Source organism: Amycolatopsis sp. VC5-11, assembly GCF_037034185.1.
GTDB classification, from domain to species: domain Bacteria; phylum Actinomycetota; class Actinomycetes; order Mycobacteriales; family Pseudonocardiaceae; genus Amycolatopsis; species Amycolatopsis nivea.
In genome coordinates, this window is sequence record NZ_JBAGKF010000023.1 from 41954 (window position 1) to 57052 (window position 15099).

The window sequence follows — 15099 nt, forward strand, 5'->3', positions numbered from 1 at the left end:
CAGGGAGGCGTATCCGGCCTGGTGACCGGCGCGGTCTTCAACACCGTTGAGCGGCAGGTCCTGCCGCTGGCGGGTTCGATTCCCGTCCGCCTCCGCCATGGGTGACCCGCGCCGGGCGATCCCGCGCACCGACGCGGTGCTCGGCGAGCCGAGGATCGCGAAAGCCGTCGAAACACTCGGCCGGGGCCTGGTGAAGTCCCTCGTCCTAGCAGCGCAGCAGCGGGCGCGCGCGGGAGAGATCGAGCCCAGCGAGGTCGTAGCGGAGGTGGTGGCCCGGCTGCCCTCGACGGTGTCCTCGCTGCGTCCGGTGCTCAATGCGACCGGCGTCCTCGTGCACACCAACCTCGGCCGGGCGCCACTGTCCGCGGCCGCGTTGGACGCGATCGTCGCGGCGGGCGGGGCCACGGACGTCGAGTTCGCGCTCGAGACGGGGGAGCGGGCGAAACGCGGCCGCGGCACCCTCGCCGCGTTGGCGGAGGCGGTGCCGCGCGCGGAGGCGGTGCACGTGGTCAACAACAACGCGGCGGCGTTGCTGCTGTGTGCGCTGACCTTGGCTCCAGGCAGGGAAATCGTGGTCAGCCGCGGCGAACTGGTCGAAATCGGCGACGGCTTCCGCATCCCGGACTTGCTCGCCTCGACCGATGCGCGGCTCCGCGAAGTCGGGACCACGAACCGGACTTCGGCGGCGGATTACGCGGCGGCCATCGGTCCGGACACCGGATTCGTGCTCAAGATCCATCCCTCCAACTACCAAGTCACCGGGTTTACCTCGGAGGCGAGCGTCGCCGAACTGGCCGGGCTCGGCGTGCCGGTCGTCGCCGACGTCGGGTCCGGGCTGCTCGCGCCGCATCCGCTGTTGCCGGACGAACCGGACGTCGCGACCGCGCTGGCCGACGGTGCGAACGTCGTCACGGCGAGCGGCGACAAGCTCCTCGGCGGTCCGCAGGCGGGCTTGCTCTTCGGAGACGCCGAACTGGTGCACCGGCTGCGACGCCATCCCGCGGCTCGCGCGCTCCGCGTCGACAAGTTGACCCTCGCCGCGCTCGAAGCCACCCTTCGCGGGCCGGAACCACCAGTACGGGCGGCGCTTGTCGCCGAGGGTCTTCGCCAACGCGCCGAGGCGCTAGCTCAGTCGTTGCGCTCGGCGGGCGTGGACGCCGAGGCGGTGGATTCGGCCGCGGTCGTCGGCGGCGGTGGCGCGCCGGGAGTCGAGTTGCCCAGCGCGGCGGTCGCGTTGCCTGCCCGGTACGCGCAGGCATTGCGGCTGGGCGAACCCGCGGTGGTCGGCCGGATCGTGCGGGACCGGTGCCTGCTCGACCTCCGGACGGTGGCCCCGGCGGACGACGCGACCCTGCGGGAGGCGGTCCGCCGATGCGGGTGATCGCCACCGCCGGCCACGTCGACCACGGGAAATCCACCCTGATCCGCCGGCTCACCGGCATGGAACCGGACCGGTGGGCCGAGGAACGCCGCCGCGGCCTGACCCTCGACCTCGGCTTCGCCTGGACCCGCCTGGGCGGCGAGGAGATCGCCTTCGTCGACGTCCCCGGGCACCAGCGATTCGTCCCGAACATGCTGGCGGGCGTCGGTCCCGTCCCGGCCGCGTTGTTCGTCGTGGCGGCGGACGAGGGCTGGATGCCGCAATCCGCGGAACACCTGGCGGCGCTCGACGCGTTCGGCGTCCGGCACGGTCTGCTCGCCGTCACCAAAGCGGACCGCGCCGATCCGGCGAGAGCGACAGCGGCGGCCCTTGAGGAGATCGCGGCGACGGCGCTCGGCGAGGTGCCCGCGGTGCGCGTCAGCGGCACGACCGGCGAAGGGCTCGACGAACTGAGCACGCAGCTCGCCAAGCTCGCCAGCCGCTTGCCACCGCCGGACCTGAACGCGGACGTCCGGCTCTGGATCGACCGCGCGTTCACCATCAAAGGCGCGGGCACCGTCGTCACCGGGACCCTCGGCGGCGGCACGCTGCGGGTCGGCGACGAGTTGACGCTCGGCGCGAACCGCGTCCAGATCCGCGGTCTGCAGGCGCTCGGCGAACCGCGCGAAAGCGTGTCCGCGGTGGCTCGGGTCGCGGTCAACGTGCGCGGCGTGCCCAAGGATTCCGTCGGGCGGGGCGACGTGCTGCTGACCCCGGGTGCGTGGCGCCCGGCGACCGAAATAGACGTCCGGCTGCGCGGCGCACAGTCCGGCGAACTGCACCGGAACCTCGTGCTGCACTTCGGATCCGCAGCGGTGCCGGTCCGCGTCCGTCCGCTCGGGACGGACACCGCGCGGCTGCTGCTCGCGAGCCCGCTGCCGCTCCGGACCGGCGACCGGGGGTTGCTGCGCGACCCGGGCGAGCACCGGATCCCGGCTGGGTTCGACGTGGTGGACGTCCGGCCGCCGTCGCTCGCACGCCGCGGCGCCGCGCGCGCCCGGGGCGAAGAGCTGACCGCGGTGGAGCCGGGCTGGGATTACCTCCGCCGGGCGGGTTTCGTGCGCCACGAGGACTTCCGCGCGCTGGGACTGCCGGAGGTGGGCGAGCGGCTCGGCGGCTGGCACGCCGACCCGGCCCGCCTCCGCCGGTCGCGAGCGGAGGCCGCCGAAGTCGTCGCGGCGTGGACCCGGGAACATCCGCTGGCGGCGGGCATCCCGGCCGAGGCGTTCCGGCAACGGCTCGGACTCCCGGACGCGGACCTGATCCCGGCGGTCCTCACCGGCGAGCTGATCCTCAAGGACGGGCTCGTCCGCAAGCCCGGCACCGGGCTGACCGCCGAAGTGGAAACCGCCGTCGCGGTCCTCGAAGAACGGTTCGCTGAGCACCCGTTCCGCGCGCCGGAAGCGGACGAACTGCGGGAACTCGGCCTGGGCAAACGGGAATTGGCCGCCGCCGTCCGGGTCGGCCGGCTGCGGGCGATCGCCGACGGAGTGGTGCTGGGCCCGGACGCGCCGGAGCGCGCGGCGGAGGCGCTGGCCGCGCTCGGCGAGCCGTTCACCGTGTCGCGGGCGAGGCAGGCGCTGGACAGCACCCGCCGGGTGATGATCCCGCTCCTGGAGCACCTCGACGCGGCCGGGCTCACCGAACCGCTCGGCGACGGGACCCGCCGGACGTGTGGACGAGGCTGCGCCGGGCGGGAGAACGGATTACCGTGACAGCGTGGGCATGCGGCAGTGGATCGAAGGCTGGCCGGTGTACCGGCAGCTGGCCGGTCCCGACCGCACTGCGCGCGCCTCGGCGGCGAAATCCCGCGGATCGGAAAGCTGGCACGCCCGCACCGAGGACGCCGACAAGGTAGTCCGTTCCGTCTGTCCGTATTGCGCGGTCGGCTGCGGGCAGAAGGTGTACGTCAAGGACGGCGCGGTCACCCAGATCGAGGGCGACCCGGATTCGCCGATCTCCCGCGGCAGGCTGTGCCCGAAGGGTTCGGCCAGCAAACAGCTCGTGACCAGCCCGAGCCGCGTCACCGAAGTCCTCTACCGCCGTCCTTACGGCACCGACTGGGAACGGCTGTCCCTCGACCAGGCGATGGACATGATCGCCGACCGCGTGCTCGAGACGCGCGCCGCCACGTGGCAGGACGCCGACGACCAGGGCCGCAGGCTCAACCGCACGCTCGGCTTCGCGAGCCTCGGCGGCGCGACCCTGGACAACGAAGAGAACTACCTGATGAAGAAGCTGTACACCGCGCTCGGCGCGATACAGATCGAAAACCAGGCCCGTATTTGACACTCCGCCACGGTTCCCGGTCTGGGGACCTCCTTCGGTCGTGGAGGCGCCACGACGTTCCAGCAAGACCTCGCCAACGCCGACTGCATCGTCATCCAGGGCTCGAACATGGCCGAATGCCATCCCGTGGGGTTCCAGTGGGTGATGGAGGCGAAGGCTCGCGGAGCGAAGATCATCCACGTCGACCCGCGGTTCACCCGCACGAGCGCGGTCGCGCACGTCCACGCGTCGGTGCGGGCGGGTTCGGACATCGCGTTCCTCGGCGGGCTGATCAACTACGTCCTGCAGCACGAACTGGACTTCCGCGAGTACGTCGTGGCCTACACGAACGCCGCGGCGATCCTGACCGAGGAGTTCGCCGACACCGAGGACCTCGACGGCCTCTTCTCCGGCTTCGACCCGGAAAAGCGCCAGTACGACAACTCGACCTGGGCGTACGAGGACGCTGAGGCGGCCCCGGCGGCCGGCCACCGCGACCCGGGGCAGCCGGGCGGGCACCACGGCGGCGAGAAGCACCAGACGTCCGCGCGCGCCGAGTCCTACGGCAGCGGCGGCGCGGCGATCGACACCAAACCGAAAACCGACGAGACCCTGCAGCATCCGCGCTGCGTTTACCAAGTCCTCAAACGGCATTTCTCCCGCTACACGCCCGAGGCGGTCGCCGACGTCTGCGGCCTGCCGGTCGAGCAGTTCACCGAAATCGCCGAGGCGATCACCGCGAACTCGGGCCGCGACCGCACCACGGCCTGGGTGTACTCGGTCGGCTGGACGCACCACACGGTCGGCGCGCAGTACATCCGCACCGCCTCGATCCTGCAGACGCTGCTGGGCAACATCGGCCGTCCGGGCGGCGGCATCCTCGCGCTGCGCGGGCACGCCAGCATCCAGGGCTCGACCGACATCCCGACGCTGTTCAACCTGCTGCCCGGCTACATCCCGATGCCGCACGCGCACCAGCACCTCGACCTCGACAGTTTCGTCGAGGCCGACGCGGGCAAGACCGGGTTCTGGGGCAACATGCGCTCGTACACGGTCAGCCTGCTCAAGGCGTACTGGGGCGACAGCGCCCAGCCGCACAACGATTTCCGCTTCGACTACCTGCCGCGGCTGACCGGCGACCACGGGACGTACCAGACGGTCCAGCAGCAGATCGCGGGGGAGTGCAAGGGGTACTTCCTGGTCGGCGAGAACCCGGCGGTCGGCTCGGCCAACGGGAAGTTCCAGCGGCTCGGGCTGGCGAATCTCGACTGGCTGGTGGTCCGCGACCTGCAGCTCATCGAGAGCGCGACGTTCTGGAAGAACGGCCCGGAGATCGAGACCGGCGAGCTTAAGCCCGAGGAGATCGGCACCGAGGTCTTCTTCCTGCCCGCCGCCGCGCACACCGAAAAGGACGGCAGCTTCACCAACACCCAGCGGCTGCTGCAATGGCACCACAAAGCGGTCGAACCGCCCGGCGACGCCCGCAGCGACCTGTGGTTCTACTACCACCTGGGCAGGCTGATCCGGGAGCGTGTCGGCAGCGGCGAGCGCGACGCGCCGCTGCGCGATCTCGCGTGGAGCTATCCGACCGAGGGCCCGACCGCCGAGCCGAGCGCGGAGTCCGTGCTCGCGGAGATCAACGGCCACGGTCCGGAAGGCCCGCTCTCGTCGTACACCCAGCTGAAGGACGACGGTTCGACGTCCTGCGGCTGCTGGATCTACTGCGGCGTCCGCGCCGACGGCCACAACCACGCCGCGAACCGGCAGCCGGGCTCCGAACAGGACTGGATCGCGAGCGGCTGGGCCTGGGCGTGGCCGGCGAACCGGCGGATCCTGTACAACCGCGCCTCGGCGGATCCGGACGGGAAACCGTGGAGCGAACGGAAAAAGCTGGTCTACTGGGACGCCGAAGAGTCCAAGTGGACCGGCCCGGACGTCCCGGACTTCGAGGCCACCAAGGCGCCGAGCTACGTCCCGCCGGACGGGGCGAAGGCGCAGGACGCGCTGAGCGGCCGCGATCCGTTCATCATGCAGACCGACGGCAAAGCCTGGCTGTACGTTCCCGCCGGGCTGGCCGACGGCCCGCTGCCCACGCATTACGAGCCCTTCGAGAGCCCGGTCGCGAACGCGCTGTACGGCCAGCAGGAATCGCCGGTGCGGCAGACGCTGGACAGCCCGGTGAACCAGTACAACCCGGCGCGCAGCGAGGTCTACCCGTACGTGTTCACCACCTACCGGCTCACCGAGCACCACACGGCGGGCGGGATGAGCCGGACGCTGCCGTATCTGTCCGAGCTGCAGCCGGAGTTCTTCTGCGAGATCTCGCCCGCGCTGGCCGCCGAACGCGGGCTGGTCCACCTCGGCTGGGCGACCATCGTGTCGGCGCGGACGGCGATCGAGGCCCGCGTGCTGGTCACTGACCGGGTCAAACCGCTCAAGGTGCGCGGCCGCACCGTCCACCAGGTCGGGCTGCCGTACCACTGGGGCCCGAACGGGCTGTCGCGCGGCGACGCGGCCAACGACCTGCTCTCGATCGTGATGGACCCGAACGTGCACATCCAGGAGGCCAAAGCGGCCACCTGCGACATCCGTCCCGGACGGCGGCCGCGCGGGCCGGAACTGCTGGAGTTCGTGGCGGAGTACCGGAGGCGAGCCAATGGCTGAGTACGGCGCCCAGCCCCGGATGGGCTTTTTCACCGACACGTCGGTGTGCATCGGGTGCAAGGCGTGCGAGGTCGCGTGCAAGGAGTGGAACGGCGTCCCGGAGGCGGGCGGGGAGGACCTGCTCGGGCTGTCCTACGACAACACCGGCGATCTCGGCTCGAACACCTGGCGGCACGTCGCGTTCATCGAGCAGCCCGCGGTCGACCTGGGGATGCCGGCGGTCGGGGCGCCGGAGCAGCAGCCGGAAGAACCGGGCGTGCGCTGGCTGATGTCCAGCGACGTCTGCAAGCACTGCACGCACGCGGCCTGCCTCGACGTCTGCCCGACCGGCGCGCTGTTCCGCACCGAATTCGACACGGTCGTGGTGCAGCAGGACATCTGCAACGGCTGCGGCTACTGCGTTCCGGCGTGTCCGTACGGGGTCATCGAGAAACGCGAGAGCGACGGCCGCGCGTTCAAGTGCACCCTCTGCTACGACCGGCTCGGCGCCGGGATGGAACCCGCGTGCGCCAAGGCGTGCCCGACCGATTCCATCCAGTTCGGCGAGCTGGACGAACTCCGCGAACGCGCCGCGGCGCGGGTGTCGGCGCTGCACGACGACGGCGTCCCGGAGGCGCGGCTCTACGGGCACGATCCCGGCGACGGGGTCGGCGGCGACGGCGCGTTCTTCCTGCTGCTGGACGAACCCGAGGTCTACGGCTTCCCGCCGGACCCGGTCGTGACGACCCGCGACCTGCCGCAGATGTGGAAGCGGGCCGCGACGACCGCCGCCGGGGTGGCCGCGGCGCTGGTCGTGTCGTTCCTGGGACGGCGCCGATGAGCCCCCGCCGCGAACGCGCGATGGTCGAGCCCGCCGAATTCCGGTCGTACTACGGCAGGCCGATCCTCAAGGAGCCCGCCTGGAAGCAGCCGGATGTGCCGTTGTACCTGTTCCTCGGCGGCGCGGCCGGTGCGTCCGCGTCGCTGGCCGCGCTCGCCGACATGACCGGACGGCCGGAGCTGGCCAAGGTCGGTCGGCTGGCGGCTTCGGGCGGGTCGATCGCCAGTGTGGTCGCGTTGATCCACGACCTCGGCAAGCCGACACGGTTCCTGAACATGCTGCGCGTGTTCAAGCCGACTTCGCCGCTGTCGGTGGGATCGTGGATCCTGTCGCCGTTCTCCGGTCTCGCCGCCGGTGCGGCTTTCTCCGCGGTGACCGGGCGTTTCCCGCGACTCGGCCGGTTGGCTGGGGCGGGCGCGGGCGTGCTGGGGCCGGCGATGTGCACGTATACCGCGGTGCTGCTGGCCGACACTGCGACGCCGTCCTGGCACGAGGCGCACGGGACGCTGCCGGTGCTGTTCGCGGGCAGCGCGCTGACCAGCGGGGCGGGAATCGCGCTGATCGCGGTGCCGCGGAAGGAAAACGGTCCCGTCGTGCGGGCTGGAATTGCCGGTGCCGCCGCGGAATTGGCCGCCGAGCATCACTTGGAGACCGGCTTGGGGCTGGCTTCGGAGCCGTACCGGACCGGCCGGGCCGGTCGGTTGTTGAAGGCGGCCAAGGTTCTTACCGCGGCTGGGGCGGCGTTGTCGTTGGCTGCCCGTCGCCATCGCGCGGCGGGGGTGGCCGCGGGGGCGGCTTACCTGGCGTCCGGGCTGTGCACGCGGTTCGGGGTGTACGCGGCCGGGGTGGAGTCCACAAAGGACCCGAAGTACGTCGTGGTTCCGCAGCGGGAACGACTGGCTCAGCGCGCGGCGGAGAAACGTCCGGGCCGTTAAGCCCGGACGCGTCCCGTTACGCTGCTGGTTCGAGCAGGATCTTCTGCACTCCGTCGAGTTTCTTCTGGAACATCTCGTAGGCGCGCGGCGCATCGGTCAGCGGGAGTTTGTGCGTCGCGAAGCCTTCCACGCCCAGCGGGTCCCCGTCCGCGGTGAGCACCGGCAGGACGTCGTCGATCCACCGGCGGACGTTCGCCTGCCCGGTATGCAATCGGATCTGCTTGTCGAACACTTCCATCATCGGGATCGGGTCGGCCATCCCGCCGTACACGCCGGACAGCGAGATCGTGCCGCCGCGCCGGACGCTGTCGATGGCCGCGTACAGCACGCTCAGCCGGTCGATCCCGGCCTTCTCGGTCACCTTCGCGCCCAGCGTCTGCGGCAGCAGCGCGACCAGGTTGTGCGCGAGTTTCCCGATCGGCGCGCCGTGCGCTTCCATGCCGACCGCGTCGATCACCGAGTCCGCGCCGCGGCCGCCGGTGAGATCGCGGATCGCGTCGCCGATCTGCCGGTGGTCGCGCAGGTCCAGCGTCGTTGCGCCGTGTGCGCGGGCCCGGGCCAGCCGTTCCGGCACCAGGTCGACGCCGATCACCTCGCCCGCACCCTGGTGCAGCGCGACCCGCGCGCACATTTGGCCGATCGGGCCGAGGCCGAAGACCACGACGGAACCGCCGTCGGGGACGTCCGCGTACTGCACGGCCTGCCACGCCGTCGGGACCACGTCGGACAGGTAGACGAACCGTTCGTCCGGCGGGCCCTCGGGCACCTTGATCGGCCCGTACTGCGCCTGCGGGACGCGGAGGTACTCGGCCTGCCCGCCGGGCACCTGGCCGTAGAGCTTCGTGTAGCCGAACAGCGCCGCGCCCTTGTCCTGATCCTTGACCTGGGTGGTCTCGCACTGCGATTGCAGCCCGCGCTCGCACATCCAGCAGTGCCCGCAGGAAATGTTGAACGGCACCACCACACGGTCGCCGGGCTTCAATGAACTCACGCCGCTGCCGACCTCCTCGACGATTCCCATCGGTTCGTGGCCGAGGATGTCGCCTTCGGTCATGAACGGGCCGAGGACCTCGTAGAGATGCAGGTCAGACCCGCAAATGCCGGTCGAGGTCACCCGCACGACGGCGTCGGTCGGCTCCTCGATTTTCGGGTCAGGGACGTGGTCGACTCGCACGTCCCGCTTGCCGTGCCAGGTCACTGCTTTCATGGCGGGCGGATTCCCCTTGCCCGGAGCGGCAAACGTCAGAGGCCGCGCAGGTCGGCGACGAACTCGTCGTACGCGGTGCCGCGGTCGGGCGCGCGCAGCACGGCGGACGGGTGCACGGTGGCGACCGCCGAGGCGAACAGTTCGGCGAACTCTTCCGGCGGATCCAGCGGTTCGCCGCGATGCTGGGTGAGCCGGAAACTGCTGCCGTACACCGATTGCGCCGCCGTCGCGCCCAGCAGCAGCACGAGCCGCGGCTGTACCGCCTGCAGTTCGGCCACCAGCCAGGGGCGGCACGCGACGACCTCGGATCGGGCCGGCTTTTCGTGGATCCTGCGTTTGCCGCGGAGCTTGAACTTGAAGTGTTTGACCGCGTTGGTGAGATACAGCGAATCGCGGTCCAGGCCCGCGTCGCCGAGCGCCTTGTCGAGCAGCTTCCCGGCCGGTCCGACGAACGGTTCGCCGCGCCGGTCCTCCTGGTCGCCGGGCTGCTCGCCGAGGGCGAAGATGTCCGCGCGCTTGGCGCCCACGCCGAAAACCGTCGCCGTGGCGTCGCGATAAAGCCCGCAGCCGCGGCACTCACTGGCTGCTCGGCGGAGCTTGTCGAGGCTGGTGGTGTCCGGCGGCTCGGCTCCCGGTTCCTGACGCGCGACCATCGGATCCCGTTACCCGCAAGCAGCCTCGCGCAAACACGACGAGCGCGAGGTCGCGGGGAGAGCTAACGTCGAGGGCCATGACGGACATCACCAGCCTGATCCTCGACGATCACGAGCGGTTCCGGCGGGCGTTCGCGGCACTGGACGACCTCGACGGCCCGGACGAGCTGGCGCGGGCCTGGGAACCGCTCGCCGACCTGCTGGACCTGCACGCGGCCGCCGAGGAAGCGGTCTTCTACCCCGAGCTGATCCAGCGTGGTACCGACGCTGAAGACGAGACGCTCGACGCGGTCGGCGACCACAACGAGATCCGCGACGCCGTCGCCGAAACCCGCCGCCACCCGGCGGGCAGCGCGGCCTGGCTCGAGGCGGTCCGGCAGGCCCGCACCGCCAACAGCGAGCACATGGCCGAGGAGGAGGACGACGCGCTCGCCGATTTCCGCAAGCACGCCGACCCGGGCCTGCGCGAGGAACTCGGCCGGAAGTTCCTGGCGTTCAAGGCCGAGCACGAGGGCGGGAAGGGCATCGACACCGGGGACGTCGACCCGGAGCGCTACGTCGAGGAGCAGGAGCGCAAGGCCGGCAAGACCCCGCCGGACGACGGTTCGCTGGGCATCGGCAGCCTGAAGGGAGCATGATGAACCACCTGATGCGCGAGCTCGCGCCGATCCCGGCCGAGGGCTGGAAGCAGATCGACGACGAGGCGCGGGAACGGCTGGCGGCGCACCTGGCGGCACGCAAGATGGTCGACGTCGAGGGTCCGCACGGCTGGACGCACTCGGCGACCTCCCTCGGCCGGACCCGGCGCGTCGATCCGCCGGATACCGCCCGCGAACGCGAAACCCTCGCGCAGCAGCGCCGGGTGCTGCCGCTGGTGGAGGTGCGCGTGCCGTTCACCGTAGAGCGCAAGGAACTCGAGGACGCCGAACGCGGCGCCGACGACCTGGAGTTCGACGACCTCGACCAGGCCGCCGCGCAGGTCGGCCTGCTGGAGAACCGCGCGGTGTTCCACGGCTGGCCGGAGGCGGGGATCACCGGCATCGTCGAGGCGAGCCCGTACGACCACGGCACGCTGGGCACCGATCCGGAACGTTATCCGCACGTGGTCGCCAACGCGGTGAACACGTTGCGGTGCAACGGAATCGAAGGACCGTACGCGCTCGCGATCAACCCCGACGGCTACACCGCCATCGTGGAGAGCACCGAACACGGCGGCCTGCTCGTGCTCGACCACCTCCGCCGGGCCCTCGGCGGCGGCCGGGTCAAGCGCACGCCGGGGCTGACCGGCGCGGTCGTGCTGAGCTTGGCCGGCGGCGACTTCGTGCTGGAACTCGGCCAGGACCTCTCGGTCGGCTACCGGCACCACGACGCCGAGACGCTCACGCTGTACCTGGAGGAAAGCTTCAGCTTCCGGGTGACGGAACCGGACGCGGCGCTCGTGCTCGACTGACGGCGCCCGGCGCGGGTCTTCCCGGTACGTGAGGGGAACCCTGAGGGAATCAGAGTCAATGAGGGTTCCCCTCACGTACCGAGCAGGATTCCGCCGCCGCGCGGCCGGGTATCCGGCTGCCATGAGCAGTCGCGGAAAGATCCAAGTCACCACCCGAGTGCGGCTCGACGACGCCGACGACCTCGCCGAGCACTACACGCCCGGCGTCGCCGAGCTGGCCAAGCGCGTCGCGGAGGACCCCTCGGTGCTGGCGCGGGAAACCGTGCGCAGCAACTCCGTCGCGATCGTCTCCGACGGTTCCGCGCTGCTCGGGCTTGGCGACCAGGGCCCGGCCGCCGCGCTGCCGGTGATGGAGGGCAAAGCGGCGCTGCTGAAGCGCTTCGCCGACGTCGACGCCTGGCCGATCTGCCCGGTCAGCCGCGAGCCGGAAGACCTGGTGCGCACGGCCAAGGACCTCGCGACGTCCTTCGGCGCGATCAACCTGGAAGACATCGCCGCGCCCCGGTGCTTCACCGTCGAGCGGCAGCTGCACGACGAGCTGGACATCCCCGTCTTCCACGACGACCAGCACGGCACCGCGATAGCCGTGCTCGCCGCCCTGCACAACGCGCTGAAGCTGACCGACCGCACGCCAGGGGACACCTCGGTGGTGATTTCCGGCGCGGGCGCTGCCGGGTCCGCGATCGCCAGGCTGCTGCTGAAGGCCGATTTCAGCGCGGAGCGGATCGTGGTCTGCGACAGCAAAGGCGTCCTGCACGGGGAACGCGATCTGACCGGCGAGAAGCAGTGGCTCGCGGAGAACACCAACCGCGGCGACGCGGTCCAGGGAAGCCTGCAGGACGCCTTGCGCGACGCGGACGTCTTCGTCGGCGTCAGCGTCGGCGGCCTGCTCAAGGGCGACGACCTCGCGCGGATGGCCGACCGGGCGATCGTGTTCGCGCTGGCCAATCCGGATCCGGAGGTCGACCCGGACGCCGCGCACGAGCACGCTGAGATCGTCGCGACCGGCCGCAGCGACCTGCCCAACCAGATCAACAACGTCCTCGTGTTCCCGGGGATGTTCCGCGGGCTGCTCGACTCCGGCGCACCGAAGGTGACCGCGCGGATGCTGCTCGCGGCCTCGCACGCGCTGGCCGAGACGGTCGGCGACGACCTCGACCGGGAGCACATCGTGCCCAGCGTCTTCGACGAGGGCCTGGTGCCCGCGATCGCCGAGGCCGTCGCCGGTGCCGCCGACAACGACTGAAGGAGCGGGGAATGCGAAGCGCAGAGTCCGGACGCAAATACGAGCTGAGCTTGAAAGCCCGGGTGCCGCAGCTGGCGGGCAAGGGGATCACGCAGGAAGCACCCGCCGAGCGGACGCTGGAGACCGTTTACTACGACACCAAGGACTTCCGGTTGACCAGCGCCGGGATCACGCTGCGAAGAAGCAGCGACACCGGGTGGTGCCTGAGAACGCCCGGTCACGAACTGAGGTTTCCGCTCGACGACTCGACGATGCCTGCTCCGATAGTGAAGCTGGTCCGCGCGTACACGCTGGACCGCAAGCTGCGTCCGGTCGCGCAACTGCGGACCGACCGGTTCACGCACCGTCTGTCCGACGCGTCGGGCCGGACCCTGGCGACGCTGGCGGACGACCATGTCACCGGAGAATTCCTTGGGGGACAGGCAGTTCGGCTGGACCGCTGGCGCGAGCTGGACGTCGAGGCGGGACCTGAGCTGCTCGATCGGCTTGATCGCACCTTGCGGAAGCGCGGGGCCGAGAACGCCTGGTGGCCGTCGAAACTGCAACGCCTGATCGGAGACACCGCCGAAGGCAAGCGTGGCTCGAACGAGGTCCTGGCTGCGTACCTGCGCGAGCAATTCGAGCGATTGCGTCGCGCTGACTTGGGCTTTCGCGTCGGGGAAGACGATTCGGTCCACCAGCTCCGGGTCGCGGCGCGGAAGCTGCGGAGCGCGCTTCAGACGTTCAAACCCTTGGTGGACAAGAAGAAAGCCAACGCGATCGCGGCGGAACTGAAGTGGCTCGGAAGCGAACTCGCCCCCGCGCGCGACACCGAGGTCAGCCAAGCGCGCCTCGAATCCTGTCTCGACGAGGTCCCGCCGGAGCTGATTTTCGGACCACTGCGGCAATACCTGACCCGCGACTTCGCCCGCACCTCCCAAACTGAACTGGCCCGCGCGACGGAAGCCTTGTCCAGCAGCCGATACGTGACTTTGCTGGGATCGATCGCCGCGCTGCTCGACACGATGCGCCCGGCGGGCAAGAAGGCGTTGCGGAAACCTCTGCGCAAGACCGCGCGCAAGCTCTCCCGAGCCACCGCGGTGACGGAGGGGCTCAGCGGCACCGAGCTGGAGAAGGCACTGCACAACGTCCGGAAGAAGGCCAAGCGCGCTCGCTACGCCGCCGACGCCGTCCGGCCGGTGTTCGGCAAGAAGCTGCGCACGTGGCGCAAGCACGTCAAGGCGGTGCAGCAGACGCTGGGCAAGCATCAGGACACCGTCGTCGACCGAGCGGCGTTGCGGCACTTCGCGATCGACGGCTTCAGTGAGAACCAGAACACGTTCACCTTCGGTCTCCTCTATGGCCGGGACGAAGCCGCGGCGAAGATGTTGCAGGACCGGTTCGCCGACGAATGGCGCACGCTGCGCAAGGGCGCTCGCCCTGCTTGGCTGAAGACCTGAGCGCCTGAGTCCACTGTGGACAGCAGAAACGTCGGCGGTGTCTTGGCACCACCGGCGTCCCCGCGGCAACGAAAGTCCGGGAGCGGAAGGGGTTCCGCGCCGCGCTCTTGGTACCCCGGCCGGTGAAGGTCCAAACCTCTGCCGGACCGGGTTTCGGCGCGGCCGGATCGCGGAAGATCAGCGGAAATGGGATCACAACTGACCGCGACGTGGGTATCGGCGATCGGGAGCGCGGGCTCGCTGCTGGGGTTCGCCTCGTATGTGTGGATCATGCTGCTCAACCGGAAAGACCAGGCGGAAGTCCGGCAGGAGCAGCAGGCGCAGTCGGTCTCCGCGTGGCTCGACGAGGGCGCCCGGCACGACCGGGACGAGGACTACGTCGTGTGCGCGCACAACAGCGGCGACGCACCGGTGTTCGACTGCTCGCTGGAGATCAGCCGCCCGGACGAGGACGAGCCGCACCGCACCCGGCTCGCGATCATCCCGCCGGGCGCGACCGCCGTCCGCGCGCTGCCGTTCGGCGAGGACGCCATGCCGGTGGACGACCTGTACTCCGCGGCCGCTGTGCCCGGCCTGTCCTTCACCGATTCCCGCGGCGGACACTGGACGCGCGACACCTCGGGCGTGCTCAGCCGCGCCGACCGCCGTTCGGTGCGCGGGCGATGGCGGTCCGGAAGCTGATCCTTCCCGCTGGAGAGCCGTCCGCAATTCGGCGCTCTCGACCCAGGTCCACGGATGGTTGACCGCGATCGAAATCGATTCCGGCGAAGATCTCGTCGTTCTCCGCTATTTCGCCAATGCCAGCATCGTTCCGCAGGTTCGCCGGTTCGTCACCGCATCGCGCGAGGGACGGTCACCGCATCGGGCAGCTCGCCTCGCCGGTCTCGCGTTCCGTCGGCGATCGCGCCACTCTGCCGCGTCGGCGCGATGTGACTTGAGCCCCCATTCGGGTGGCCGCCTGATTGATCTTGCTCTCGGGCGGGTACCACCCGGCCAT

Annotated in this window: 12 protein-coding genes and 1 tRNA gene; 11 read left to right on the forward strand and 2 right to left on the reverse strand. The window is 70.6% G+C overall.

The window, feature by feature from the left end:
* Nucleotides 1-3: 3 nt before the first annotated feature.
* From WA670_RS40020 to nrfD, 6 genes are all read left to right on the forward strand, one after another.
* Nucleotides 4-98, forward strand: a tRNA-Sec gene (locus WA670_RS40020).
* Nucleotides 98-1381 carry an L-seryl-tRNA(Sec) selenium transferase gene (gene selA / locus WA670_RS40025; protein WP_336161297.1) on the forward strand — a complete coding sequence of 428 codons (1284 nt, stop codon included), beginning with the start codon at nt 98-100 and terminating at the stop codon, nt 1379-1381. The genes WA670_RS40020 and selA overlap by 1 nt, the downstream gene beginning before the upstream one ends.
* Nucleotides 1372-3135, forward strand: coding sequence for a selenocysteine-specific translation elongation factor (gene selB / locus WA670_RS40030; protein WP_336161299.1), 1764 nt, complete (start codon nt 1372-1374; stop codon nt 3133-3135). The genes selA and selB overlap by 10 nt, the downstream gene beginning before the upstream one ends.
* A gap of 4 nt (nt 3136-3139) precedes the next feature.
* Nucleotides 3140-6352: a formate dehydrogenase gene (gene fdh / locus WA670_RS40035; RefSeq protein ID WP_336161300.1), complete on the forward strand. Its 3213-nt coding sequence runs from the start codon at nt 3140-3142 to the stop codon at nt 6350-6352.
* On the forward strand, nt 6345-7172 hold the full coding sequence (locus WA670_RS40040) for a 4Fe-4S dicluster domain-containing protein (protein WP_238605579.1): 828 nt from the start codon (nt 6345-6347) through the stop codon (nt 7170-7172). Before fdh ends, WA670_RS40040 begins: the two co-directional genes overlap by 8 nt.
* A complete protein-coding gene (gene nrfD, locus WA670_RS40045; RefSeq protein ID WP_336161302.1) occupies nt 7169-8107 on the forward strand; it encodes an NrfD/PsrC family molybdoenzyme membrane anchor subunit in 939 nt (312 codons plus the stop codon). The genes WA670_RS40040 and nrfD overlap by 4 nt, the downstream gene beginning before the upstream one ends.
* 16 nt (nt 8108-8123) lie before the next feature.
* On the opposite strand, the gene WA670_RS40050 is transcribed toward nrfD, so the two are convergent.
* Nucleotides 8124-9314 carry a zinc-dependent alcohol dehydrogenase gene (locus tag WA670_RS40050; RefSeq protein WP_134728978.1) on the reverse strand — a complete coding sequence of 397 codons (1191 nt, stop codon included), beginning with the start codon at nt 9312-9314 and terminating at the stop codon, nt 8124-8126.
* Between the two features lie 35 nt (nt 9315-9349).
* Nucleotides 9350-9967 (reverse strand): UdgX family uracil-DNA binding protein, encoded by a 618-nt coding sequence (locus WA670_RS40055; protein ID WP_336161304.1) that lies wholly within the window; start codon nt 9965-9967, stop codon nt 9350-9352.
* A 77-nt stretch (nt 9968-10044) separates the two neighbouring features.
* On the opposite strand from WA670_RS40055, the gene WA670_RS40060 reads away from it, so the two are divergent.
* From WA670_RS40060 to WA670_RS40080, 5 genes are all read left to right on the forward strand, one after another.
* Nucleotides 10045-10605, forward strand: coding sequence for a hemerythrin domain-containing protein (locus WA670_RS40060; protein WP_037810714.1), 561 nt, complete (start codon nt 10045-10047; stop codon nt 10603-10605).
* Nucleotides 10605-11417 (forward strand): family 1 encapsulin nanocompartment shell protein, encoded by an 813-nt coding sequence (locus WA670_RS40065; protein ID WP_336161307.1) that lies wholly within the window; start codon nt 10605-10607, stop codon nt 11415-11417. Before WA670_RS40060 ends, WA670_RS40065 begins: the two co-directional genes overlap by 1 nt.
* Nucleotides 11418-11538: 121 nt before the next feature.
* Nucleotides 11539-12663 (forward strand): NAD(P)-dependent malic enzyme, encoded by a 1125-nt coding sequence (locus WA670_RS40070; RefSeq protein ID WP_336161309.1) that lies wholly within the window; start codon nt 11539-11541, stop codon nt 12661-12663.
* An 11-nt stretch (nt 12664-12674) separates the two neighbouring features.
* Nucleotides 12675-14102, forward strand: a complete 1428-nt coding sequence (locus tag WA670_RS40075) for a CYTH and CHAD domain-containing protein (protein WP_238605585.1) — start codon at nt 12675-12677, stop codon at nt 14100-14102.
* A gap of 186 nt (nt 14103-14288) precedes the next feature.
* Nucleotides 14289-14783: a hypothetical protein gene (locus tag WA670_RS40080; protein WP_037810721.1), complete on the forward strand. Its 495-nt coding sequence runs from the start codon at nt 14289-14291 to the stop codon at nt 14781-14783.
* The last annotated feature ends 316 nt before the right edge of the window (nt 14784-15099 follow it).